We start from the raw sequence: 23,606 nt of genomic DNA, 5'->3' as shown, positions 1-23,606 counted from the left end.
GTAGAGCGGGAGCGGCGAGTATGCCGCAGTGGCGGGGCGGGCTGGAAGGGCCCTGGCCGGCGACCCCGCCTATTTGCCGAAAGAAAATCCGTCCACGTCCGGCTCGCCCGCTGGCAGGTCCACCAGCTCGAAGGCGGTGCGCGCCACCGTCGTCAGCGTCCAGCGCTCCTGCAGCGCCCAATCCGGCACGTGGCCCAGAACATAGGACTGACGCAGGTCGCCGCCGATGCGTAGCACGAGCAGGCCGCCCAGCTGATTGCCGGCGTGCACGACGATATAGGCCACGAGGCCGCGGCGGCCCTGCGCGGCCTCGAGCGCGGAAAGCCGGGCTGTAACCGCGCCGCCCTCTCGGATCAGCTCCAGCGTCGGCGCCGGGCCGCCGAGGGTCAGGGCGCCGCGCCGCTCGTAGTTGCGCCACATCAGCTGCGCCAGATGCTCGGCGGCGGCGGGCTTGTCGGGATGCCACAGCAGCGCGGTTCGTGCCGTCTCGATCGCCCGCTGGTCGTGGCCGAGCCGCGACTGCACGCGCGCAAGCAGATCGAGCTGGCGCCCATCGTACGGATTGCTGCGAAGAAGCATGCGCACGGCGTGCTGCGCCTTGCGCAGCTGCTCGGGCGCCGACAAAGGCGAGGCGATGGTCTGGCGTGCGAGCTCGCCGCGCAGCGCCGGCGGCGTCTCGGGCGCCGTCAGCAGGACCGAGGCGGCGTGCACGCGATCCTCACGCGTGAATCCGACCGCGCGAAGAACCGAGGTCGTGAGCGCGGCGCAGGCAACGCCCGCCGCGATCCATGGGCCTGCACGCAGCGCCGACGTCCGCAACGATCGCAGCTCCCACAGCGAGCGGCGGCTGGTGGCCGCCGCAGCCACCGCGCCTCCCGCGATCCAGCCGAACGCATGGCCGAGATGATCGATGCCGGTGGACGGAGAGCCGGCGCGTATCCAGCCGATGAGCAGAAATCCCTGGACCAGCAGCAGCATCGCCCACAGGATCATCGGCACCTGCGAAAGCGGCGGCAGCTCGCGGCTGCGCCGCACGTTGAGGTAGAGCAGGATGCCGAAGGCGGCGCAGACCAGCCCGGAGGCGCCCACGCGCAGCACGCCGCCACCACTCGACATGGCCAGCATCGAGCTCACCAGCGTCACCGACAGCAGCATCAGCGCGTACAAGCGCCATCCGAGCAGGCGCTCGACGGTCCAGCCGAGCGCAATCAGCGGCGCGACGTTGGCCCACAGGTGTGTCAGATTCCAATGGACGAACACGTAGCTGATCACGCGCTCGTACTCGCCCGCTCGCACCATCGCGCTGGAGAGCGCACCGAACCGCAGCATCCCCAGCGGATCGGCATGCACGCGCGTAGCGATGGCCACGGCGAGCGCCACCACGCAGAGAACGATGAAGCTCGTGGTGATCGGGATCCATCCTCGCGAGGTCTGCTCGCCCAGCTGGCTGCGCCGCACGAACGCCTCGAACTCGCGATCGCCGCTGGACTGGCGGACGCGCGTGCTCAGGTCGGCCAGGAACTGATCGAGCGCGCCGGCCGATGCGAACGCGGCCTGCGGCAGCGACACCGGCAGGCTCGTGCGCACGCCGAGAACGGCGCGGCGACTTGCGCCGCTGCCGTAGGCATGTGCCGCCGTGATGTCGCGGTACGGAATGATGCGCGGCTGGTGGCTGACGCCCTCGACCCGCAGGCGGTCCTGTTCGAAGACGATGCGGGCGCGGCGAGCGCGCCTGGCCAGCGAATACGCCAGCGCGGCGAGAACGCCGACGGCCGCCAGACGAATGGTCGTGCGGAACGCAGGTCCGGCAACGGCCAGACCGAGCGTCGAATCGAGTGCGTCCAGAAAGGCGGGCGCGACGAAAAGCAGGACGATTCCACCGAGGCCGTTGGCGTGCAGGCGTGCGGTGCGCGAGAGTGGTGCGAGCTCGAGCGTGGTCGTGGTGGTCAGGGCGGTACGCTCCACAGTGTCTCGTCGTGAAGGCTTTCGAGGGGATTGGGGCTCCTGCCCGGGCCGTTCTTGATCGGGACCCATCCGGCTTCACCGTCGCGGCGCCACGCAAAGCTGCGCGAGGACGCTTTGGTGAAGACCCAGCCGGCCACCGAGCCCGTGGCCTGCAGCACGACCGCGCGGGTTCCCAGCGCCTCGACGTCGCTGCGCACACGCTCCCAGACCTCCCCCGCCTCGCGCCTGACCGCGGCCAGATCGGCGATCGGAAGAAACGTTTCGTAGCGGAACATCATGGCCGGCAGCGCATCCAGCCGCATGCCCACCACGCCCAGCATGCGCACGCGGCGCCCCGAGGGCAGCGTCAGCAGCAGCGAGTCGGCGTCGAACACCGGCTCGCTCGGCTCGGTCTGAGCCAGCGTACGCTCGATGTCGCGCGCGGCCTCCTCGGCTGCCGCCACCAATGCCTGCGAGGCCGTGCGATGATACCAGCGGCCGGCTTCGCTTTCGGCGAATGCGACGTAGGCATCCAGATCCTGCAGCTCGACCTGGCTGTAGCGCTGCAGCATCGCCGCCAGCACCACCGCCTCGTAGCTCTCGAGCGTGCGGCGGTCGCTGCGCTCCTGGCGGATCGTCTCGGCCAGGCGGCGATCGTCCAGACGCTGCGCCGGCGGCGACACCTCGTTGATCACGCGAGCCACGGCGTGCCCGATGGCGTGCGTCAGATCGAGCGTCGACTGCACGGCCTGCGTGGCCTCGGCCAGCCGGCGGATGCGCGACATGCGAATCTCGGGCGCATCGTTCTCGCGCACCGACGCGTAGCGCTCGAGGAACTCCTTCCGCGATTCGGGATGGGGCCGCGAGGCCGTGGCCTCGGCGAATTTGATCTCGGCGGCGGCGCCCTGCTTCCACCACTCCAGCGCCTGGCTCGCCGGCGCACCCGGCTCCTGCGCCGCAGCGATGAACCGGCGAGTGGCGATCGGGGCCACGTTGGCCTCGCCGAACGTGGCCAGGAAAACCTTCTGCACCCGCCCGCGCTCGTGCTCGGGAACGCGCGACCAGTTCGGCTCGGCCAGCCGCCACGCCTGCGCGGCAAAGCTGCGGATGCGAAGACGCACCGGCGATCGCTCGAACAGATCTTCTGCCGGGCTGCGCGGCGCCAGCGTCGTGACCGCATCGCCCGGTGGCTTGCGTGACGCCGTGGTGGTGCATGCCGGCGCCAGCAGCACGAGCACGCAAGCCCCCAAGCGGAAGCATGCACGGGCGAGATCGTGGGAGCGCAGAAACGCCACGTAACCGCAGACTACTCGGGCATTTCGAACGTGTCGAACCAGCGCGCGCACGAAAGAGCGCGCTGCTGCGGCTGGCGTGCGTTGCGCTACCGATCAGCGAGGCGCCGCTTCGAGCGCGCGCTGCAGAACCTCCATCGTCACCGGATGTACGCGCACGCCCGCGAGCTCGTCGATCGAGAACCAGCGCGCATCGCTGGCGTCGCCGGCCGCTACCGGATTGCCGTGGACGTAGCGAGCCTCCAGATCGACGATGACGTAGTGGAAGCGAACGCGGCCCTGTTCGTCGCGCACCACCGCATCGAAAGCGTGCACGACTCTGCCTGCGCGCACCGTCACGCCCGTCTCCTCGAGCACTTCGCGCTCGACCGCCTGAGCCAATGTCTCGCCGAGCTCGACGCTTCCGCCGGGAACCGCCCACGCACCCTTGGATGGCGACTTGCCGCGCTCGACCAGCAGCACGCGCCCGTCGTGTACGACGACGGCGCCGATGGCCACGCGCGGCTCCTGTGGATACTCGACGGCCACGCCCGCGCTTCTCAGTAGCTCTTGGGAAGGCCGAGCACGCGCTCGGCAAGGTAGTTCAGCGCCATCTCGTTGGAGACGGGCGCGATGCGCATCAGGCGCGACTCGCGCCAGTAGCGCTCGATGTTGTACTCGCACGCGTAGCCGAAGCCGCCGAGCGTCTGCAGCGCGCGATCGCACGCTCGAAAGCCCGCCTCCGACGCGCGCAGCTTGGCCATGTTGGCCAGGGCGCCGGCTTCCTGGCCGTTGTCGTAGGCCCAGGCGGCCTTCTGCCAGAGCAGATCGGCAGCCTCGAGCTCGGCATGCGAGTCGGCGAGCGGATGCGCGATCGCCTGGTTCTGTCCGATGGGCCGCCCGAACACGATGCGCTCGCGCGCGTAGCGCGACGCGCACTCCACTGCCCGCACGCCGATGCCGACCGCCTCGGCGGCAATGACGATGCGCTCGGGATTGATGCCATCCAGAAGATGATGGAAGCCGCGGCCGACCTCACCGACCACGTCGCCATCCTCGACCGGCAGATCCCGCAGGAAGACTTCGTTCGAGTTGACGGCGTTGCGGCCGAGTTTGGGAATCTCGCGGATGTCGCAGAACTTCGGGTCCAGGTCGGCCAGGAACAGCGTCAGGCCGTCGAGCGGCCGCTTGCAGTCCTCCCGAGGAGTAGTGCGCGCGAGCAGCAGGATCTTCTGCGCCTGCTGCGCCTTGGTGTTCCAGACCTTCTTCCCGTTGACGATCCAGTGATCACCGCGACGAACCGCCGTGGTGCGGATGCGCGAGGTGTCGGTGCCGGCATCGTCCTCGGTGACGCCGAAGGAGACGTGCAGCTCCCCGGTGGCGGTAGGCGGCAGATACTTGCGCTTGAGCGCTTCGGAGCCGTGATGGATCACCGGCCCCATGCCGAAGATCGACAGGTGCAGCGTGGAGGCGGCGTTCATGGCGCCGGCGCTGGCGGCAACGGTGCGAAGCAGGGTGCCGGCGGCGCGCACGCCCAGGCCCGCCCCGCCGTACTGCTGCGGAACCAGCACGCCGAGCCACCCGCCTTCGGCGAAGGCGCGGTAGAACTCCCACGGAAACTCGTGCGCGGAATCCCTGGCGCGCCAGTATTCGTCGTCGAACGCGGCGGCCAGGCGCGCGGCCTCGCTGCGGATGCTCTCGTTCTGGGCGTCCGGCGCGAAGTCCATCGTGCCGCCGGCCGCTCTCAGACCACCGAGATGCGAATGCCGCGCTCGGCGAAGACCGCCGGTAGATCCTGCGACAGGAAACCTGCGGCCTCTTCGCTGCCCTTGAGGTTGGCGTCCATGTGCGCCAGGCCGAGCGAATTGTTGAAGTCGTAGGCGTGCGTGCCGGGGCAGAGCTCCGAGATCGGCGGCACGCCCTTGGCGACGTCGGCGAGCGGGCCCGGCGGCGGCATCGAGCGGAACAGCTCGTGCGTCTGCTCGACCTCGTCGCAGAAGTGCATGTGGTCGGCGTTCTCCAGCACGATCATGCGCTTGGTGCAGGTGGCGCGGCCGAGGATGTGATGCATGCTCGACAGCGGCAGCAGCGTGTCCTTGTCGGCCACCAGAAGAAGGGTCGGAACGTCGCGGCCCCAGGCGAAGTCCAGCGCTTCGATCAGAGGCTCCGCTGGTAGCGGCCCGGGTCCGCCGGCCGGCGCGAGCGCAAGCGCCGCGCGAATGCGGCGTTCCAGTCCCGCCGTCTTCAGCGTCGTCCAGCCGCCGAAGCTGTGTCCGCTCATGCCGATGCGGCTCTCGTCGACGAAGTCGGCGGGCACGCCGGCATTGCCGGCAAGAACGCTGTCGATGACGAAGCGCACATCGGCCGGGCGGGCCTGGATCAGCTCGTGGATGGTTGCCGCGATGTCGGGCATCGGCTGGCCCATCATCACCTGCATCGTCATCTGCGCCATGTCGATGACGGTGTTGCCGGTGTGGTCCATCGCGGCAACGACGTAGCCGTGGCTTGCCAGGTGTGTGCAAAGGAACGTGCTCTGGCGGCGATGGCCGCCGAAGCCGTGGCTGAAGATCACCAGCGGATACTTGCCGCGCTCGGCCTCGGCATCGCGCACCGCGCTTTGCGACAGCGGCGGGAAGCCGGGGAGCAGGTCGTACTTGTCGCGCGTTTCGGCGGCCGTGTCCTTCCCGGCGTGCGCCGCCGTTGCGGGATACCAGACTTCCGTCGGCAGCCAGCGCGATCGGGAAGCGTCGGTGAGATCGACGGTGCGAACGCCTACGGGGTGGGGGCCACGGGCGAATGGATCGTATGTCATGGCCCGGACCTTAGCGTGGCGTGCGGGCAAAGGTGAATGCGCCGGCGCCAACCCGCCGAGCGCTTCACCTCGCGCGCAAATGGCGTGCGGCGGCGACGCGGCAGGCTGCGTGACCGCATTGCGGCGCCGTCGGTGGCGCCGCCAGAGCGGCGCCGCTACTGGACCGGGATGTTCTTCACGGTCGGCCACGGCGCCCGCACCACCGAGGAACTCCAAGCGGTGCTCGAAGAGGCGCGGGTCCGCCGATGCGTGGACGTTCGCCGCTACCCCGCCTCGCGGCGCCACCCGCACTTCGCGCGCCAGGCGCTGGAGAGGTCGCTTCCGGGCGCGGGAATCGCTTACGAGTGGTGGGGCGAGGAACTGGGGGGCCGCCGGCGTGCCAGGCCTGTTGCCGAGACGCGCCACCCGGCGTGGCAGGTCGAAGCGTTCCGTGCCTACGCCGAGTACATGGACACCCCGTCGTTTCGACAAGCGTTCGAGAAGCTGCTCGCCATCGCACGAGGCACGGACGTGGCCGTGATGTGCGCCGAGACACTGTGGTGGCAGTGCCACCGGCGACTGCTCGCCGATGCGGCCACGCTGCATGGGATGCAGGTCCTGCATCTGGGGATCGGCCGGGAGCCGCGGCCGCATCGCCTGCACGAAGCCGCACGCGCCGAGGAAGGAGGATGGCCGGTCTACGACGTCGGCGTCCTGCCGCTGCGACGTCCGGGCTGAGAATGTGGCTGGCGCGTCGGTTCGCCGGCGTCGACGCGGCTGCCGTCAGCGCCTGCCACCGGAGCGTTTCGGTCGACCGGAGCGGCGGTCGGAGCCGCGTTCGCCGAAACCGCCCTCGGCAGCATCCGCAGAGCGGACGTGCGGCTTGACCTGATCCATCACGCGGGCGCAGGCGGCCTCGAACCTCTTTTCGAGCGCGTCCGTCTCCGCCCCGGGCAGTCGCATGAGCCGGCGCCACGCCTCTTGCGCTTCTTCGACCGCCCTGGCGGCGGCACGCCACTTCGTCGCGTCGGGACGGGCCCCGAGCGCATTGCGCTCGAGCGCCGCGCGCAGCCGCTCGGCAAGCACCTCGGTGGCCGTTTTGCCCGTTGCCGCCACCGGCGCGTCTTCGCCGAGCAGCGACTCGACCTTCGCGATGAGCCGCTCCATGCGCTGGCGGTTCGCGACGGGGTCGAGGTCGGTGCCCGCGAAGGCGGCAGGCGAGCGCGAGACGAGCGTGGCCAGGGCGGCGGTCCATCGGTCGCGCAGCGCCTGCATACCGGCGCCCTCGACGTGCGGCGCATTGGCCATCGTCGTCCGCAGCGCCTGCACCTGCCCGGCCAGATCGTCGGGGACGGTCTCGAGCGCAGCGAGCGCTTCCATCGCGACCACGATCGCTTCGCGTTCGGCCAGCTGCGCGGCGGCGGCCAGCTCGTGCCGCTTGTGGTATCGCTCGAAGAACCTGTCCGCCGCGGCGCGGAACCGCTTCCACACCGCTTCGCTCTTGGCGTGCTGCACCGGCCCGATGCCTTTCCACTCGGCCTGCAGCTTCTTCAACGCCGCGGCCGCAGCGTCCCAGTCGGTCGATTCCGCCAACTGCTCGGCCTGCTCGCACAGCGCTTCCTTGCGCGCCAGGTTCTCGGCCCACTCCGCCTTCTTGGCGGTCAGATCATCGCGGCGGCGGGTAAAGAACGTATTGCATGCGGCGCGGAAACGCTTCGTCAGATCGCGCGCCTGATCGCCGGGCACCGGCCCGGTCTCCTCCCAGGCCTTCTGCAGCTCGCGAAGGCGCGCTGCGGTCTTGCTCCAATCGGTGGACTCGGCCAGCGCTTCCGCCTGTGCGACGAGCTCGGCCTTGGCGGCCAGGCTGGCGCTTCGCTGCTGTCGCAGCTCGGCAAAGTGGACCTCGCAACGGCTGCGGATGAAGTCGGCGGCGGCCTTGAACCGACTCCACAGCTGCTGCGCGCTCTGTTGCGGCACGTCGGCGACCTTCTGCCATTGCGACTGAAGCTCGCGCAGCGCTTTGGCGGTGGCCGGCAGATCGCTGGCCGCGCCCGCCTCCTCTTCCGCCTTCAGAGCCGCGACGATGGCTTCCGCCATCGCAATGAGCTCTTCCTGCCGCTGCGCATTGGCGAACCTGCGCCACTCGTCGAGGTCGCGCAGCTCCTTCACGCGCCGCGCGAGCGGATCCTGCAACGTCCGCAGCACCGCAAGAGCGTCAGCGATGTCCGTGGTCCTCTCGGTTCTGCCGGCGTTGTCGAGGGCCGTCGCCATGTCCCGCAGCAGTCGTTCGCCTTCGCGCAAGGTGATCGTGTCCGCTTCAGCCGCCTTCCTGGCGCGCGCCACCAGTTGCGCGAGCCTGGCGGCGTGATCGCGCGCGGCCTTTGCCGCCGCCTCGCGTGCCTCGGTCTCGCGCGCCGCCAGCGTTCTCCCGACCTCGGCAAGACGATCCATCAGATCGGAGGACGGCCGGGACGCATCGTTCAACATGGCCGCCAGCACCTGCGCTTCGCGTGCAAGCGTCCGCCAGCGGTCGGCGGCGGCTTTGCCGTCGCGCGTCGGAAGCGATTCCGCTTCGCTGACGAGAGCCTCGAGCGCGGAGCGGGCGTCCTGGAGTGCCGCCTCACGCTCGAGCCGTTTCCGGCATGCCTGCGCCGCCGCTTCGAATCGCGCCGTGAGTCCCTCGACGTCGCGCTCGTAGCCCGGAAGCGGCGCGAGCCCTGCCCATTCCTCTTCGATCGAGCGCAGGCGCTCTCGAACGGTCTCGACCGTCGCCGTGCTTTCGGCCTCGCCTGCGCTCGCGCCGTCTGTCCCGCCTCCGTCATGGCGTTCGATCGTTTCGATGCGCCGGCAGAGCTCCTCGCGGCTTGCCAGAGCTTCACGGCGGCGGCGTGCCTCTTCGGCGGCAGCCGCGATCTCGCTTCGGCGCTGAGTCATGCGCAGCCGTGCGGCGTCGACGCCCGCACGGAATCGCTGCGTTGCCGCCTCGTCCGTGCTGGCCAGCGCGTCCCACGCCGCATCGAGACGTGCCAGTTCTGCGGCGATGCCATCGGGATCGGCAACATCGCGCAGCCGTTCCACGGCGGCACACAATGACGCCTCCTGGCTGCGCCTCTGCTCTTCGGCCGCACGACGGGCATTCTCCTCGTCCTCGATGGCCTGCCGCATCGTCCGTGCTCGTCTGGCCACGGACTTGTGCTTCGCGCGCGCTTCGATCGTCTCGAGGAGCGCCACGTCGGCGCCCGCCGGTCCTGCCTGCACGACGCGATCGAACGCGGCGAGCGCCACCTCCCTGTGCTCGCTGTTCAGCGCGGTGGCCAGCAGCTCCTCGGGCGAGGTCAGACGTGCCGCAGCGGCGAGCGCCGTGCTCTCGACTCTGGCCTGACGGGCAACGCCGCCGAGGCTGCGTTCGTCCGTCAATCTGGCCAGCGCGACGGCGCGCACGTCATCGGCTGCAGCGCTCTTGGCGATCACCGAGACGCGCCGCAGGTCCGGCAGCAGGCCGGCGGCGGTGGCGGCTTCGGGATTTGCGGCATCGAGGGCCAGAGCGAGCAGTCGCTCGGCGGCGGCATCCCGAACGCCGGCGTCTGCATCCGAGGCGCCCACGCGCCCGAGCACGACGGGATCGGCGACCTTGGCGACGGCAGCGGCCCGTACCTCGGCATCGGGGTCGTGCTCCGCCAGCGTCGCGAGCTCGACGGCGTCATCCAGATCGGCGATCGCCGTCCGGCGAACGGCGGCGTCCGGGTGCTTCCAGCGGGGTTGCGGCTTGAGTCGGTCGAAGATTCCCATGGGACGATCCGGCGCGCCCTGCGTACCACAGCGCCGCTCAATGACCATCGCGCCGCGGCGACGGCATCGCCAGGGGCGCGCCTGTTTCCCCCTGCCGCGCACAGGGCCGTTCGAGTCGGGATGGATCGGCGTCCTGCCGAAGCGGTTAATACCTGCGCGCGCGCCTCGTGCGCACCGCCTCCGCCAGCTCTTCTAGGACCGGCACCGTCTTGTCCCAGGAGATGCAGGCATCGGTGATGCTCTGGCCGTACGTGAGCGGCTTTCCGGGCACGAGGTCCTGGCGTCCCTCGACGAGGTGCGACTCGAGCATGACGCCCGTGATCGACGTCGATCCATCGGCAACCTGGCGCGCGACAGCCGAGGCGACCTCGCACTGGCGGTTGTAGTCCTTGCGGCTGTTGCCGTGGCTGCAGTCGATCATGACGCCGTCGGGCAGGCTCTGCTCGCGCAGCCTGGTGGCCACCGCGGCGATGCTTTCGGCGTCGTAATTGGGGCCGCTGCTCGAGCCTCGCAGGATGACGTGGCATGCGTCGTTGCCGCGCGTGGTGACGATGGCCGAGATGCCCTGCTTGGTCACCGACAGGAAGTGGTGCGGATTGCGCGCGGCGCGGATCGCGTCGATACAGATCTGGATGTTGCCGTCGGTGCCGTTCTTGAACCCGACCGGCACGGACAGGCCCGAGGCCAGCTCGCGGTGGACCTGGCTTTCGGTGGTACGCGCGCCGATCGCGCCCCAGGAGATCAGGTCGGCGATGAACTGCGGGCTGATGGTGTCGAGGAACTCGGAGCCGGCCGGCATGCCGAGCTCGGCGAGGTCGAGCAGCACGCGGCGCGCCACGCGAAGGCCGCGGTTGATCTGGAAGCTGCCGTCCAGGTCGGGATCGTTGATCAGCCCCTTCCATCCCACCGTCGTGCGCGGCTTCTCGAAGTAGACGCGCATGAAGATGCACAGCTCGCCGGCGAGCTTCTGGCGCACGGCCAGGAGGCGGCGCGCATAATCGAGCGCCGCGGCCGGATCGTGGATCGAGCAGGGGCCGGCGACCACCAGCAGGCGGTCGTCCTGGCCGAGCACGATGCGCGTGGCCTGCTCGCGGGCGTCGGCGATGACGGTGGAGGCCTGCTCCGAAAGCGGCAGCTCTTCGATCAGGATTGCGGGAGCGATGAGAGGTCGGAGCCCTGCAATGCGTAGGTCGTCGGTCCGATGGAACACTGCAGAGTCTCGCACCTGCGCCGCGCGTGGAAGAGGGCGCCGGGGCCCCTCTTCCACGCTGCGCCGCAGAGAATCAAACCGAAGGTCTCAGATCTGGTCCTTGAGGGCCTTGAGCGGACGGATGCGGATTCCGCGCGAGGCCGGCTTGGCCTTGATCATGATCTCTTCGCCGGTGAACGGATTCTTGCCCTTGCGCGCCTTGCGGGCCGGCTTGTTCACGGCAGTGAACTTGGCCAGCCCGGGCAAGGTGAACTTGCCGGCGCCCTTGGGCTTGAGATGACGGATGATGTGATCGCCCAGGGCCTCGATCACGCTCGCCACCTGCCGCTTCGACAAACCGGTGGCTTCCGCAATCGAGCCCATGAGCTGGCTCTTCGTTTGCGTAGCCGCGATCGGTGCAGATTTCTTTGCCATGCCTCCTTACTCCTTCTCCCGGGCGTGACGGCCCGCATTTTCGCGGAACCAGCGTATTTTCCGGTGATTTTTGAGCTTTTCTCGGGAATACGCTCCGCGAGGCGTGCATCTTGCAGCAAAAAAAAGCCTGTAGTCAATGCGACGGGCTGTGCAAACCCCTATTTTTTGGCTTCGAGACGCATGCCGATGCAGCATGAGGCGGCCTGGCCGCCGCTGCGATGAGCGGAATGGTATCGAGCGGAGGCTTCTAGTCGTCGCCGAGAGTGATGGCGTCGGGATCCTCGTCGCTCAAAACGAAGTCCCTCGAGGCTCCGCGACGCATGTCGCGAGCTTCGGTGATGGTGACGGCCGCGCCGAAGATGCGGGCCACGTGTCCGCGGTACGCCGCGTAAGCGCCGAGCAGCAGCACGAGCAGGCGAGCCGCGCTCCATCGCACCCACTCGTTGGTCAGCTCGGCGATCTGCGCGTCGGTGAGGGACGCGCCGCGAAGCCCGCGTTCGGCGGGGATCAGCCCCATGACGACGGCCCATGCCAGACCAGACGCGCACGCCAACGCCAGCGTCAGCCACCAGCGCCGGCTGCTTCGAATGCCCAGGCTCGAAAGCCACGCCAGCAGCGTCGCTCCCACCGCGAGCGCCGCCAGCGGCGTCATCAGCCGCGCCGGCTCCGGACGGACGCCGCTCTGGTTCCATGCCCGCAGGTCGGCGGCCGAGCTCACCCACTGCGGCGCAAGAACCGCCGCTTCGTACAAGGCGGCGCCCAGAGACAGCCAGAAAGCGCACGCGGCTGCGGCGCCCCAGAAGCGGGACCAGGCGCTGGGGCCATGCTTGGCGGTCGTGGTTCTCTGCATGTCCCTCGCCAGCCGGAGAAGCTTCAGCCGGGAAGCCGCTTCCTTCGAAGCGCTGCCCGACCCTTTCGGGCGCCATGGCCTATGTGACGGCCACGCGCATGGCTCCTTCACCCGAAAACCATGCGCGGTAAAGAAAGCGTGCGCTGTAGCGGCAGGTGACCGCGCCCGTGCTGTCGACCGCGATCACACCGCCACGGCCGCCCGCTCGCACCAGACGCTTCATCGCGGCGGCGCAGGCCACCGGCAAAGAGCTGTCGGTCAGGCGCAGCATCGCGTCGATCTCGTGGGCGACCTGCGCGCACAGGATCGCTTCGCCGTCGCCGGTGGCCGAGACGGCGCAGGTGGCATCGTCGGCGAAGACGCCGGCGCCCGGGACCGGCGAATCACCGACGCGGCCCGGAAGCTTGCGCGAGATGCCGCCGGTGGAGGTGGCGGCTGCGAGATGGCCGCTGCGATCGCGCGCCACGGCGCCGACCGTGCCCATCTTGCCCGCTGCCGATTTCATGCGTGCCTTGTTTCCCGACTTGCTGCCACGAGCCGGACGCGCGACCAGGAAATACTCCGGCGGCGCCGTCTCGGCTCCGGCGCTGCGGCAGAAACGCTCGGCGCCCTCGCCCACCAGCAGCACGTGGCGGCTCTGATCCAGGACCATGCGCGCGGCCCTGATCGGATTGCGCAGCGTCCGCACGGCCGCGACGGCGCCGACCCGCAGCGAGGCGCCGTCGGCGATCGCGGCGTCCATCTCCACGGTTCCTTCGGTCGTGAGCACCGAGCCGCGCCCGGCGTTGAAACCTTCGAAGTCCTCCAGTGCGGCCACGCACGTCTCGACCACCGAGACCGCATCGACGCCCCGGTGAAGCAGCGCGCGGCCGCGAGCCAGCACCTCGGCGAGCGCCAGCCGTCGCGCTCCTTCGACGGCTTCGTCGATGGCGGCCGGATCGCCGTCGCCGGCGCCGCCGTGCAGCGCCAGCGCCACGCGCGCAGCCGTCGACGCGCGCCGGCCGGTGACGGCAGAGGTCTTGGAGCGGGAAGCCACGATGTGCCGGCCCTTGTAGCGACCGGCACCCCGGCAGCCAAGGAGAGGTGGTTTTGGAGCCCGTCCAGCGTCCGCGCTAGGAGCGGCGCATGAGCGAAGCTGCCGAGGTTCCTACGTTCGAAACCATCATCGTCGAAGCACGCGGCGCGGTCGGACGCCTGACGCTGGCGCGCCCCGACCGGCTCAATGCCATGGGTGCCACGATGCTGCAGGAACTGGCTCGCGCGGCGCGCTGGTTCGACGAGCAGCGCGAGGTACGCGCCGTCATCGTCCGCGGGCAGGGACGGTCGTTCTGCGCGGGCGCGGATCTGCGCGATCCGCCGCTGCTGCCCGGCATGCCCGGCTCCGGCAACACCTGGCTCTATCGACGCGAGGTCGGGCAGTACGGCCTGCGCATGGCCGACGCGGTCGAGCGCATGCGCGCCACCACCATCGCGCAGGTGCATGGCCACAGCGTCGGTGGCGGCATCGTGCTGATGGCGGCATGCGACATGCGCGTGGTCGCCGAGGACACCGTGATGTTCATTCCGGAAGTCGACATCGGCATTCCGCTGGCGTGGGGAGGCATCCCGCGCCTGGTGCGCGAGATCGGTCCGGCCATGACCAAGGAGCTGGTCCTCACCTGCCGCCGCTTCAGCGCGCAGGAGGCAAAGGCGATGGGCTTCGTCAATCGCGTCGTGCCGGCAGCGCGGGTCGAAGAGGAAGCGCGCATGCTGGCCGAGGAGGTCGCCGCCAAGCCCTCCGTGCCGGTGGTCATCACCAAGGAGCACGTCAATGCAGTGGTGCAGGCGATGAGCGCCGGCATCACCAGCTTCGCCGACGGCGATGCGCTGCTCGGCGCGGCCGCCGATGCGGAGTCGACGGCGGCGATGCGCCGCTACCTGGAAACACGGTTGCCGCGCAGGAGCTGAGCCCCGCGCCTCGTGGCGAGCGCACGTCGCCACGACGACAGTTCATGATTTCCGCGCCGGCTCGGCGGCCGCTAGGGCTGCGCCGGCTTCTCTTGCGCACCGGACGCCGGTGCCGCCGCCGGAGGCGGAGTGGCGGGCGGCGGCGTAACGGCCGGTGCAGGCGCATCGGCTGCCGGTGCCTGGCCCGCTGCTGCTGCCGCGGCAGCCTTGTCCTTGCCGGCCTTGGCTGCTGCGGCGTCCGCTTTGTCGGCCTTGGCTGCTGCTGCGCCCGCCTTCCTCTCGGCCTTGGCTGCTGCTGCGTCCGCTTTCCTGTCGGCCTTGGCTGCTGCTGCTGCGCCCGGCCCGTGCTTGGGCTTCTTCTCGGCACCGCCGGCGCCACGCACCTTCGCAGTGGCTTGCGACCGCGACGCGCGCCGCTGCGCTTCGCGCTCCGCACGAAGCTTGTCGCGCTCGGCGCGGATCCTGTCGCGCTCCACGCGCAGCGCCTCGCGCTCTTCCTTGGTCGTGGGTTTCTTCGCAGGCGGCTTCTTGGCCGCGGCAGGACGGGGTTCGGTCTTCTTGTAGTGCGCTTTCAGTGCGGCGGGAACGCGCTGGGCGTGCATCTCGAGGTAGTTTCCATCGGGCGCGGAAGCCGACATCCACTTTCCGTCACGGCGCGTGATGAACATCCCGTCGCTCAGGAACACCTCGTTCTGTCCGACGACGCGGAACATCAGCAGGTCGGCGTCGTATTCGACGACGGTGCCCGAAGGCAGCGTCACCTTGGTCCCGGCTGCCGGCGGCTTGACCCGATGCTTGAGCGGCCCGGGCAGCTTCTTCGTCGCCGCCAGCTCCCATGGCCCCTCGATCTTGACGCTGGTCAGCCAGACGCCGTCGGCGTAGCGGTAGTAACGGCCGTCGTGGATATAAACGCCGGCCTGCGTGGGCACGGCGAACACCTTGAGCTCGGGCTGGTAGACGGCTTCGATGCCGTTGGGCAGCTTGGCCGTGACCTTCTTCTTCGGCGGCAGGTATGCATCGCGCAGCGACAGCGGGACATCGACTGGCGAAGCCAGATCCCACGGCCCCTTGCTGGCGGCCGCCGTCATCCAGATCCCTTCGATGTGCCGGTAGAAGCGGTCGCCGCTGTAGAAGGTGTTCTGCTGATCGGGAACGACGTGAACGCCGCGGACCTTGTCGTAGATGACGGTGGTGCCGTCGGCGGCCTTGGAACGTGCTCCGTGTCCGAGCTGCGCCTGCTGCGCCTGCACCGGAGCGGTGAGCATGCAGGAAACGACCATTGCTGCGCAGACCAGACGCCGCGCGAAGATGAGCTTCACCAGTTTCGTCCTCCTGCCAGCCCGCGAAAGGCTCGGCGATATCGGTGTCGATGGACTAGAACAGAAGCTGCGTATTCGAGCGAGCAGAGCGCCGGATGCTCCGGCGATGCAAAAAGGCCAGGCGCCGTCCGCAGTCGCTGCGGAGGGCGCCTGGCCGGGAAGCTCAGTAGCGAACCGGATCGCCGGTGCGCGCCGGGCCTGCAGGACGCCGCGGCGGCGCCGGCGCCGCATCGAGCGAGGAGTCGAGCGGCTCGGCCGGATTGGCCGCGCCGGGCTCGGAGGGCGGAAGCGGCTCGTAGTTGTCGTCGGGCGGAATGACCGCATCTTCCGATCCCACACCGCCGTCCGCGTAGGCATCCGTGTCGGCAGCGTCCGTGTCGGCGTAGCCTTCCTCGACCACCGCATCTTCGGCCGCCGCTTCCTCGGCGGCCGCCAGAGCGTCGGCATCGGCCGGCTCGATCATGACGGCGTTGACCTGCCAGTGCTGCTCGTACCATGGCCCGTAGGGCGAAGGTCCGGGCGTGGGCCCGGAAACCAACGGCCTCACCTCGGGCAGGGCGCAACCCGCTGCGGTGAGCAGAAGGATGGTGGCTAGAGCCCTCGGAATGGGTCGGTGCATGGTGCGCATTCTCCTTGCCGGCCCAAGGAATCGGGCCACAGACGCTGATCTTCTTCGGTTTGCCCGACGACGCAAGCGCAAAAGTGGGCTGCTTACGTGGAAACTGGGCCCCCCATGGCGATAATGCCGGCGGTCATTCTACACGGAGGTCGGCGATGTCTGTAAGGGTCGAAGTTCAAGAAGGCATCCATACGGTCATTGTTTTCCGCCCCGATCGCCGCAATGCGGTCGACCGCGACACTGCCGCCGCCCTTGCGCAGGCCTTCCGTGCCTTCGAGGAGGACGAGTCGGCCAAAGTGGCCGTGCTGTTCGGCGATGGCGGGACCTTCTGCGCCGGGGCCGACCTCAAGGGCGTCTCCGAGGGCAAGGGCAACCTGATCCGGATCGAAGGCGACGGTCCCATGGGCCCGACCCGCATGCGCCTGACCAAGCCGGTCATCGCCGCCGTGTCCGGATACGCGGTCGCCGGGGGCCTGGAGCTGGCGATCTGGTGCGATCTTCGCGTTGCCGAGCGCAGCGCCGTCTTCGGCGTGTTCTGCCGGCGCTGGGGCGTCCCGCTGATCGATGGCGGCACCGTGCGCCTCCCGCGTCTGATCGGCCACGGCCGCGCCCTCGACATGATCCTGACCGGCCGCCCCGTGGGCGCCGAGGAAGCGCTGCGGATCGGCCTCGCCGACCGCGTCGTCGAAGATGGCCAGGCCCGCCCGGAGGCCGAAGCCCTCGCGCGGCAGATCGCCGCCTTCCCCGAACGCTGCATGCGCAGCGACCGCATCAGCGCCTACGAGCAATGGGACCTCAGCTACGAGAACGCGATGCGCAACGAGACGCTGCGAGGCCGCGAAGTGATCCTGAGCGGCGAGACCGTGCACGGCGCCACCCGCTTCGCCCAAGGCGCCGGAAGACACGGCAAGTTCGAGTAACGCCTCGCAGCGCCCGCGTCTACTTGTCGCCGTCCTTCTTGAAAGGTTCGTGGAGACCACACTCGCGCTTCAACCCGAAAAACCGCGTCTCCTCTTCCGTCACGCCATCCACCAGCCGATGCGACGTATGCGTGTCGCCGATCGAGATGTACCCCTGCTCCCACAGCGGATGATAGGGCAGGTCGTACTCCTGCATGTAGTCGAACACGCGCTTGTCGTTCCAGTCGACGATCGGATGGACCTTGAGGTAGCCGTTCTGCACGCCGAGCACGCTCAGGTTCTTGCGCGTGCTGGACTGGCTGCGGCGAAGGCCGACGATCCAGCCCTTGGCGCCGAGGTCGTCGAGGGCGCGCTGCATCGGCTCGACCTTGTTCATGCGGTTGTACTGCTCGATGCCTTCGACCCCCTGCTCCCAGAGCTTGCCGTGGCGCGCCTCCTGCCAGGCCGCCGAGATCTCGGCACGGTAGACCTTCAGATTGAGGTGAAGGCGCTCGGTCAGCTCGTCGATGAATTGGTAGGTTTCCGGAAAGAGGTAGCCGGTGTCGGTGACGACGACGGGAATCTCCGGCCACTGCAGCGTGCACATGTGCAGGCAGACGGCGGCCTGGGCGCCAAAGCTGGAGGAAAGGATGATGTGCGGCTTCAGCTCGTCCAGGGCCCACGCAATGCGCTCCTCCGCGCTCTTGCGCTCGAGGACGGCGTTGAGACCGTCGAGGTCCAAGCCCTCGACGTCGAAATCGAATTCCACGGTCGTGCCGGCTGCCTGGCTCACGAAACGGAAGATGGGACGGATGCGAAGGGGAGTCAACGGGACGATTTTTCGTCCATTTGCGCCTCTTAGGTCTGCCTGGCGACTGCCAGACCGGCGCCGCGCGACTGATCGAGCGCGTGCTCGATCGACTCGGCACTCACTACCGGCGCCTCCGGCCGGATCCCCTCGCAGCACTCGGCGGCAGCACGCCAGCTCTCGGCGGACGCCACGTTGGCGGGCCACCAGGGAAACGTCCGGCACTGCATCGGCCGGTCCTCGTAGACGGCGCACACCTTGCCCGCCAGGAACACGCAGTCGCCTCCGCGCCCGTCGACCAGCGCGTAGCGGTTGCCGATGCGACGCAGATAGCGCCGGCCGAAGTCGTCGAGCGACAGCGAAAGCCGCTTGGCGAGCACCCGCGCTTCCTCGACCGTCACCCAGACATAGCCGTGGCTGCCGGTGCAGCAGCGGCCGCACGAGGTGCATTCGAAGGCCAGGCCCTGGCCATACCAGCGCTGTGGAGTTTCCACCGTCGTCCTTTGCCTGAGACAATCGCGGCATCGAGCCGATGACAACCTCACAAGCCGTCGTGCTCGTGGGTGCCGGACTGGTGGCCGGCGCCGTCAACACGTTGGCCGGCGGCGGATCGCTGCTGACCGTGCCGATCCTCATTCTGGCCGGCCTTCCCGCCTCCGTTGCCAACGGCACCAATCGACTGGGCGTGCTCGTGCAGGGAGCGGTCTCGGCGGCCGAGCTCGGACGGCGCGGCGCGATCGACTGGGCCGAGGCGATGCGCGTGCTTCCGCCGCTGGTTATCGGCGGCGCCGCCGGCGCGGTCGCGGTCTCGCACCTGGCCGACCATACCTTTGAGCGCGCCTTCGGCCTGGTCATGCTGCTGCTGCTGGCGCCGACGTTGCGGCCGCCGCGCGCGCAACCGAAGGAGCGGGTGCTGTCGCGGCGCGCGGCCTGGATGTGGCTGCTCGTCGTCGGCGCCTACGGCGGCGCGTTCCAGGCCGGCATCGGCCTGCTCCTGATGCTGGTGCTGGCCCGCTGCGGCTACGACCTGATGCGCGCCAACGGCATCAAGGTCGCCGTCGTGTTCATCCAGACGATCTTCACCCTTCCCGTCTTCGTGTTGGCCGGTCAGATCGCGTGGCTGCCGGGGCTGCTGATGTCGGCGGGATTCGCGGCAGGAGGATCGCTCGGTGCGCGTGCGGCGGTTGCCGGCGGCGAGCGAGCGCTGCGGCCGGTGCTGGCCGTATCCGTGGCCGCGATGGCAGGCCGTCTGCTCGGCTTGTATTGAGTCTGCCTCCGGTCGATTTCTCCGTCATCGGCAAGGAGGCTTCGATGACCACACCGCTCTACGCGTTGATCGGCTTCGTGTTCTGGACCATCGGCATCGTGCTCACCATCGGCGCCATTCGCGTCTCGCAAGTATTGAGCGGCAAGGTCGCACCCAACGGCTTTCCTTCGGGGCAGCCGCATGGAAGCGACGCGTACTGGCGGCTCAACCGTGCCCACGCCAACTGCGTCGAGAACCTGCCGCTGTTCGCGGCGGTGGTGCTGGCCGGCCACGTCAGCGGCCTGACCTCCGGCAGCTTCGCAACCGCCGCCCAGATCCATGTGCTGGCGCGCGTGGGCCAGACGCTCGCACACGTCTCCTCCGGCAGCGCGCTGGCGGTCAACGTGCGCTTCACGTTCTTCGCGATCCAGATCGCCTGCCTGATCTACATGGCGCTGGCCGTGGTGCAGCGCTGACGCGTCGGGCCGGCGCTCAATCGCCCGCTCGTGCAGCAGGCGGCAGTTCCAGCGCCCGCCACAGGTACCAGCTGCCCACCGTCCGCCACGGCCGCCACGGTCGCGCGAGCTGGTGCATGCGGGCGACGCTCGGCATCTTGCGCAGGCCGTAGACGCGGCGGAAGCCGTTGCGGATGCCGAGGTCGTCCACAGGCAGGATGTCGGGCCGGCACAGCACGAACATCAGGAACATCTCGGCGGTCCATCGCCCGATCCCGCGCACGCCGACCAGCTCCTCGATCACGGCCTCGTCTTCGAGCAGGTGCATCCGCTGCAGGCGCAGCCGTCCGTCGAGCACGCGCTCGCTCAGATCGCGCACGTAGGACGCCTTCTGTCCCGACAGGCCTGCCGCTCGCAGCTCGGCCGGCGAAAGCGCGGCAACGGCATCCGGTGTCAGGCGCCCGCCGGCAGCCGCTGCGAGGCGTGCGTAGATCGTGCGGGCCGCAGCCGTCGAAACCTGCTGCCCGATGATCGCGCGCACCAGCGCTGCGTAGCGGCCGCGACGAGGAACAAGCGTGCACGGCCCGATGATCTCGATCAGCGCGGCCATGCGCTCGTCCGCCGAGGCAAGATGCGCGCACGCACCGTGGAAGTCGCCGGCCATCAGCGGAACAGCAGCAGGAATTTCGCCAGCTCGAGCCGGTTGCGGTCGACGCTGACGTCGCCCGTGACGAAGGCTGCGGTGGCGTTGCGCTTGCGCGTGACGATCTCCTTCCAGATCTGCGAGTGCGTCGTCACCGTCATGTCGGCATCCGGCGGCAGCGACGCGCGAAACTCGGCGACGCCGTTGCGCAGCGACAGACCGTACTCGCCTCCGGTGTCGGTGAAGCGGAAGCCGACGCGCGTGGTCGTCTGCAGCGTCTTTTCGGGATCGAAGCGGACGGTCATCGCGCGCAGGAATCCCTCGACGGGGAGCACGTCGAGCAGCTCCTGCGGCATCGTGGCAGGATCGGGCTGGCCGACGACGACCTTTTCTTCCGCCTCCAGCGCCTGCGTCAGGTAGTAGTTGCGGCCGTTGGCGCTGGTCTCCTGCGAAGCCAGCGAGCGCAGCGCCGCGGCGCGCAGCTGCCGGGCCTCCGCCGTCAGCTCGCCCAGCGCGAGCAGGTGGTCGGCCAGCTCGAGCGCCCAGCGCACGTCGCCGCCATCCAACGCCGCGCGCGCGGCGTTGCGCAGCGCATCGCTGCCGCCGGCGAGTGCGGCAACGCGTCGCGCACGCTCGCCCGCCGGCAGCGGCGACAGCTCCGCCGCGTTGCCGCCGAACCAGCCGAGATAGCCCGCGTAGATCCCGCGGACCGACCAGTCGACCCGCCCATAGCGCTCGGCGAGATAGGGCTTGTCGGCCAGCGCGCGCGGCAGCCGTACACGTGCGACGGCTTCTTCCGGCGTCAGGCCGTCGTTCATCGCTCGCACCGTCTGGTCGTGGACGAACTGGATTGCATCGCGGTAGTCGGTCAGCCGCGCATGGATGTCGGCCTCCCCGATCACCGGCGCCGTGTGTCCCGGTATCAGGAACGCCGGCCGCAGCTCGCGCATCGCATCGATGCTCGCGACCCATTCGGTGACGTCCCGGTAGGCCGTTCCGCGGATGGCGTAGAGGTTCGGGAACGCGTGGTAGTAGTTGTCGCCGGGCAGCAGGACGCGCTGCTCGGGCAGCCAGACGAAGATGTGGTCCGGAGTCTCGCCCGGCGCGTGCACGAGCTGCATTCGCACGCCCGCGATCTCCAGCTCCAGCCGCTCGCCGTCGAACGTGCGCGTGGGCAGCAGCGGAACCGACGTCGTGCCGGGTCCGGCGTGCAGGCGAGGGCCGATGCCGCAGTCGCCCGCCTCGGCGGGCGGCAGCAGCGTGCCGAACTGCCGCATGCTGCGGGCATGGATGGCCGGCCGCGTCACGCTGGCCAGCCGCTGCAGCTCGGGCACCAGCGAGGCGTGCGAGAGGATCTCCGGATGATCCTCCCCCGCCATGACCGCGGCGCCGAAGACGTGATCGGCATGGTTGTGCGTGTAGAGGATGGCGCGAACCGGATCGGGGCTGATCGCACGGAACGCCTCGCGCACGGGCGCGGCGGCCTCCGCGCTTTCCATCGCATCGACGATGATCACGCCGCCCTGCCCGCGGATCATCACCGAGTTGGCGAGGCCGTAGCCGGTGGCGACGTGCACCGACGGCGTCACCTCCACGACCTGGCGCACGAAGGTCGGCGGCGCTGCCGGGGCATCCGGCGCATCGGGGGCCGAGCGTTCGCCGCATCCCGACACCACGACGGCGCACAGCGCACCCGCCGCGAGCAGCCACCGCGGCTGTGGCGCCATCCGGAGCTTTGCGCGCAGGCGTGATCGTCGCGCACCGACGGTTTCGCGACCTTGGATGAACGGCCGGAATCCTGACTCGTCCCGTGCGCACGGCGTGGTCGGGGAGATGCGGCGGTCGATCATGAGCTCGGCAGACATCGGAGCGGTCGTGCAGTGTTGGCGCAAGGCGCAGCGGCTGCGGCGTCCGCGGCCGGCCGGGTCCCCCATCGCGAGCGACCCTGCCTCCTGCGGCTTGCGGAACCAATGCCGCGGGTGTCTACGGCGTTCAGACGGAGGTCCCGCCATGACGACAGCCGCAGCCGCCGAGGAAAAGGTCCCGTTCTTCCTGCGCGGGAACTACGCGCCCGTCGCCGAGGAGCGCACGGAGCTCGACCTGAAGGTCGAGGGCGCCATTCCGCCCGTCCTGCGCGGCCGCTACGTCCGCAACGGTCCCAACCCGCGCGACGTGCAGCCTCCGCACTGGTTCTTCGGAGACGGCATGCTCCACGGCGTCGAGCTCGGCGACGGCCGCGCGTTGTGGTACCGCAACCGTTGGCTGCAAACGCGCCAGCTCACCGAAGGCGCGCGCGTCGTCAGCCCGGACGGCGTTCGCGATCTGAGCGCCGGCCCGAGCAACACGAACATCGTCCGTCACGCCGGCCGCATGCTGGCGCTGGCCGAGACCACGCTGCCTTTCGAAGTGACACGTGAGCTGGAAAGCAAGGGCGTCTTCGACTTCGGCGGCCGCCTGAAGACGGGAATGACGGCGCATCCGAAGATCTGCCCCGTCACCGGCGAGCTGCACTTCTTCGATTACGGCTTCTTTCCACCGTACCTGACCTACCACCGCGCCGATGCCGCGGGCAACCTGGTGCAGAGCGAGGACATCGACGTCCCGGGGCCGACGATGATGCACGACTTCGCCATCACCGCACGCCACGTGATCTTCATGGACCTGCCGATCGTGTTCGACCTGATGCGCGCGATGCAGGGCACGATGCCCTACACCTGGAGCGACGACTACGGCGCGCGCGTCGGAGTCATGCCCCGCGGCGGCAATGCCTCGCAGGTGCGCTGGTTCGAGGTCGATCCCTGCTACGTCTTTCATCCGATGAACGCGTTCGAGGAAGGCGACCGTGTGGTCGTGGACGTCGCGCGCTACCCCGAGCTCTGGCGCGCGGACTCGGGCCGTTTCGACACGGCCAGCCTGCATCGATGGGAGCTGGACCTGGCGACCGGACACAGCCGCGAGAGCGCGCTCGACGATCGCGCCATCGAATTCCCGCGCGTCGACGACCGCCGCACGGGTATCGCCAGCCGCTACGGCTATGCCGTGCACAATGTCTCATCCGTGGAATCGTCCGCCAACGCCCTGCTCAAGTACGATCTGGTGACCGGCAGCTCCGTGCAGCACGACTTCGGGCCGGGCTGCTACCCGAGCGAGGGCGTATTCGCGCCGGATCCTTCCTGCAAGGGCGATGACGAAGGGTGGATCCTGACCTTCGTCTACGACGAGGGCCGCAACGGCTCCGACCTGGTCATCCTGGATGCCCGCGACTTCGCCAGAAGGCCCGTCGCTCGCATCGCGCTGCCCCAGCGCGTGCCGTTCGGCTTCCACGGCAACTGGATGCCCGAATAGCGCAACCGACAGCGCCATCGAGGAAATTCCTCTCGTTGTGAAGCGCCGCCTTCTCG

At 69.4% G+C, this 23,606-nt stretch carries 22 protein-coding genes; 6 read left to right on the top strand and 16 right to left on the bottom strand.

Going from position 1 to position 23,606, the window contains the following annotated elements; all coding sequences use genetic code 11:
* Window positions 1-69: 69 nt before the first annotated feature.
* From VEC57_13520 to VEC57_13500, 5 genes are all read right to left on the bottom strand, one after another.
* Window positions 70-1,965, bottom strand: coding sequence for a rhomboid family intramembrane serine protease (locus VEC57_13520; protein HYC00148.1), 1,896 nt, complete (start codon window positions 1,963-1,965; stop codon window positions 70-72).
* On the bottom strand, window positions 1,947-3,194 hold the full coding sequence (locus VEC57_13515; GenBank protein ID HYC00147.1) for a hypothetical protein: 1,248 nt from the start codon (window positions 3,192-3,194) through the stop codon (window positions 1,947-1,949). The genes VEC57_13520 and VEC57_13515 overlap by 19 nt, the downstream gene beginning before the upstream one ends.
* A gap of 138 nt (window positions 3,195-3,332) precedes the next feature.
* Window positions 3,333-3,764 carry an NUDIX hydrolase gene (locus VEC57_13510; protein ID HYC00146.1) on the bottom strand — a complete coding sequence of 144 codons (432 nt, stop codon included), beginning with the start codon at window positions 3,762-3,764 and terminating at the stop codon, window positions 3,333-3,335.
* A gap of 11 nt (window positions 3,765-3,775) precedes the next feature.
* Window positions 3,776-4,942, bottom strand: a complete 1,167-nt coding sequence (locus VEC57_13505) for an acyl-CoA dehydrogenase family protein (protein ID HYC00145.1) — start codon at window positions 4,940-4,942, stop codon at window positions 3,776-3,778.
* Window positions 4,943-4,959: 17 nt separating this feature from the next.
* Window positions 4,960-6,027 (bottom strand): acetylxylan esterase, encoded by a 1,068-nt coding sequence (locus VEC57_13500; protein ID HYC00144.1) that lies wholly within the window; start codon window positions 6,025-6,027, stop codon window positions 4,960-4,962.
* 132 nt (window positions 6,028-6,159) lie between these two features.
* Here VEC57_13500 and VEC57_13495 point away from each other — a divergent pair, with 132 nt between their 5' ends.
* Window positions 6,160-6,744 carry a DUF488 domain-containing protein gene (locus tag VEC57_13495; protein HYC00143.1) on the top strand — a complete coding sequence of 195 codons (585 nt, stop codon included), beginning with the start codon at window positions 6,160-6,162 and terminating at the stop codon, window positions 6,742-6,744.
* Between the two features lie 45 nt (window positions 6,745-6,789).
* On the opposite strand, the gene VEC57_13490 is transcribed toward VEC57_13495, so the two are convergent.
* The 5 genes from VEC57_13490 to VEC57_13470 all read right to left on the bottom strand — a co-directional run bounded on the left by VEC57_13490 (window position 6,790) and on the right by VEC57_13470 (window position 13,305).
* On the bottom strand, window positions 6,790-9,795 hold the full coding sequence (locus VEC57_13490) for a DUF349 domain-containing protein (GenBank protein ID HYC00142.1): 3,006 nt from the start codon (window positions 9,793-9,795) through the stop codon (window positions 6,790-6,792).
* A 145-nt stretch (window positions 9,796-9,940) separates the two neighbouring features.
* Window positions 9,941-11,005: a 3-deoxy-7-phosphoheptulonate synthase gene (locus VEC57_13485; GenBank protein HYC00141.1), complete on the bottom strand. Its 1,065-nt coding sequence runs from the start codon at window positions 11,003-11,005 to the stop codon at window positions 9,941-9,943.
* Window positions 11,006-11,092: 87 nt separating this feature from the next.
* Window positions 11,093-11,419: an HU family DNA-binding protein gene (locus tag VEC57_13480; protein HYC00140.1), complete on the bottom strand. Its 327-nt coding sequence runs from the start codon at window positions 11,417-11,419 to the stop codon at window positions 11,093-11,095.
* Window positions 11,420-11,666: 247 nt separating this feature from the next.
* Window positions 11,667-12,269, bottom strand: a complete 603-nt coding sequence (locus VEC57_13475; protein HYC00139.1) for a hypothetical protein — start codon at window positions 12,267-12,269, stop codon at window positions 11,667-11,669.
* 79 nt (window positions 12,270-12,348) lie between these two features.
* Entirely contained in the window at window positions 12,349-13,305 is a 957-nt protein-coding gene (locus tag VEC57_13470; GenBank protein ID HYC00138.1) for an isoaspartyl peptidase/L-asparaginase, read from the bottom strand.
* Between the two features lie 89 nt (window positions 13,306-13,394).
* Here VEC57_13470 and VEC57_13465 point away from each other — a divergent pair, with 89 nt between their 5' ends.
* Window positions 13,395-14,216, top strand: coding sequence for an enoyl-CoA hydratase/isomerase family protein (locus VEC57_13465; GenBank protein ID HYC00137.1), 822 nt, complete (start codon window positions 13,395-13,397; stop codon window positions 14,214-14,216).
* A gap of 71 nt (window positions 14,217-14,287) precedes the next feature.
* On the opposite strand, the gene VEC57_13460 is transcribed toward VEC57_13465, so the two are convergent.
* Together VEC57_13460 and VEC57_13455 are read right to left on the bottom strand one after the other, a co-directional pair.
* Window positions 14,288-15,535 (bottom strand): hypothetical protein, encoded by a 1,248-nt coding sequence (locus tag VEC57_13460; protein HYC00136.1) that lies wholly within the window; start codon window positions 15,533-15,535, stop codon window positions 14,288-14,290.
* Between the two features lie 163 nt (window positions 15,536-15,698).
* Window positions 15,699-16,154 carry a hypothetical protein gene (locus VEC57_13455; GenBank protein ID HYC00135.1) on the bottom strand — a complete coding sequence of 152 codons (456 nt, stop codon included), beginning with the start codon at window positions 16,152-16,154 and terminating at the stop codon, window positions 15,699-15,701.
* 14 nt (window positions 16,155-16,168) lie between these two features.
* Between VEC57_13455 and VEC57_13450 the strand changes: the two genes are divergently transcribed.
* Window positions 16,169-17,074, top strand: a complete 906-nt coding sequence (locus VEC57_13450) for a crotonase/enoyl-CoA hydratase family protein (protein HYC00134.1) — start codon at window positions 16,169-16,171, stop codon at window positions 17,072-17,074.
* Window positions 17,075-17,093: 19 nt separating this feature from the next.
* Here VEC57_13450 and VEC57_13445 read toward each other — a convergent pair whose 3' ends face one another.
* Both VEC57_13445 and VEC57_13440 read right to left on the bottom strand, forming a co-directional pair.
* On the bottom strand, window positions 17,094-17,846 hold the full coding sequence (locus tag VEC57_13445) for a phosphoadenylyl-sulfate reductase (protein HYC00133.1): 753 nt from the start codon (window positions 17,844-17,846) through the stop codon (window positions 17,094-17,096).
* A 65-nt stretch (window positions 17,847-17,911) separates the two neighbouring features.
* On the bottom strand, window positions 17,912-18,355 hold the full coding sequence (locus VEC57_13440) for a YkgJ family cysteine cluster protein (protein HYC00132.1): 444 nt from the start codon (window positions 18,353-18,355) through the stop codon (window positions 17,912-17,914).
* Window positions 18,356-18,393: 38 nt separating this feature from the next.
* Here VEC57_13440 and VEC57_13435 point away from each other — a divergent pair, with 38 nt between their 5' ends.
* Complete coding sequence (locus tag VEC57_13435) at window positions 18,394-19,128, top strand: sulfite exporter TauE/SafE family protein (GenBank protein HYC00131.1); 735 nt, start codon at window positions 18,394-18,396, stop codon at window positions 19,126-19,128.
* 44 nt (window positions 19,129-19,172) lie between these two features.
* Window positions 19,173-19,583, top strand: coding sequence for an MAPEG family protein (locus VEC57_13430; protein HYC00130.1), 411 nt, complete (start codon window positions 19,173-19,175; stop codon window positions 19,581-19,583).
* A gap of 16 nt (window positions 19,584-19,599) precedes the next feature.
* Here the strand turns inward: VEC57_13430 and VEC57_13425 are convergent, their stop codons facing one another.
* Window positions 19,600-20,172, bottom strand: coding sequence for a DNA-3-methyladenine glycosylase 2 family protein (locus VEC57_13425; protein HYC00129.1), 573 nt, complete (start codon window positions 20,170-20,172; stop codon window positions 19,600-19,602).
* 53 nt (window positions 20,173-20,225) lie between these two features.
* Window positions 20,226-21,932, bottom strand: coding sequence for an alkyl sulfatase dimerization domain-containing protein (locus VEC57_13420; GenBank protein HYC00128.1), 1,707 nt, complete (start codon window positions 21,930-21,932; stop codon window positions 20,226-20,228).
* A 283-nt stretch (window positions 21,933-22,215) separates the two neighbouring features.
* Here VEC57_13420 and VEC57_13415 point away from each other — a divergent pair, with 283 nt between their 5' ends.
* On the top strand, window positions 22,216-23,550 hold the full coding sequence (locus VEC57_13415) for a carotenoid oxygenase family protein (protein ID HYC00127.1): 1,335 nt from the start codon (window positions 22,216-22,218) through the stop codon (window positions 23,548-23,550).
* Window positions 23,551-23,606: the final 56 nt, after the last annotated feature.

Source organism: Candidatus Limnocylindrales bacterium (assembly GCA_035626395.1).
Taxonomy (GTDB): Bacteria; Desulfobacterota; Binatia; order UBA1149; family CAITLU01; genus DASPNH01.
This window is presented reverse-complemented; position numbering and strand designations above follow the sequence as displayed.

Bases quoted from the DNA above. Each gene is read 5' to 3' on its own strand.
- VEC57_13505 (HYC00145.1), bottom strand. From the start codon at position 4,942: ATGGACTTCGCGCCGGACGCCCAGAACGAGAGCATCCGCAGCGAGGCC.
- VEC57_13500 (HYC00144.1), bottom strand. From the start codon at position 6,027: ATGACATACGATCCATTCGCCCGTGGCCCCCACCCCGTAGGCGTTCGC.
- VEC57_13490 (HYC00142.1), bottom strand. From the start codon at position 9,795: ATGGGAATCTTCGACCGACTCAAGCCGCAACCCCGCTGGAAGCACCCG.
- VEC57_13480 (HYC00140.1), bottom strand. From the start codon at position 11,419: ATGGCAAAGAAATCTGCACCGATCGCGGCTACGCAAACGAAGAGCCAG.
- VEC57_13475 (HYC00139.1), bottom strand. From the start codon at position 12,269: ATGCAGAGAACCACGACCGCCAAGCATGGCCCCAGCGCCTGGTCCCGC.
- VEC57_13465 (HYC00137.1), top strand. From the start codon at position 13,395: ATGAGCGAAGCTGCCGAGGTTCCTACGTTCGAAACCATCATCGTCGAA.
- VEC57_13455 (HYC00135.1), bottom strand. From the start codon at position 16,154: ATGCACCGACCCATTCCGAGGGCTCTAGCCACCATCCTTCTGCTCACC.
- VEC57_13435 (HYC00131.1), top strand. From the start codon at position 18,394: ATGACAACCTCACAAGCCGTCGTGCTCGTGGGTGCCGGACTGGTGGCC.
- VEC57_13430 (HYC00130.1), top strand. From the start codon at position 19,173: ATGACCACACCGCTCTACGCGTTGATCGGCTTCGTGTTCTGGACCATC.
- VEC57_13425 (HYC00129.1), bottom strand. From the start codon at position 20,172: ATGGCCGCGCTGATCGAGATCATCGGGCCGTGCACGCTTGTTCCTCGT.
- VEC57_13420 (HYC00128.1), bottom strand. From the start codon at position 21,932: ATGGCGCCACAGCCGCGGTGGCTGCTCGCGGCGGGTGCGCTGTGCGCC.
- VEC57_13415 (HYC00127.1), top strand. From the start codon at position 22,216: ATGACGACAGCCGCAGCCGCCGAGGAAAAGGTCCCGTTCTTCCTGCGC.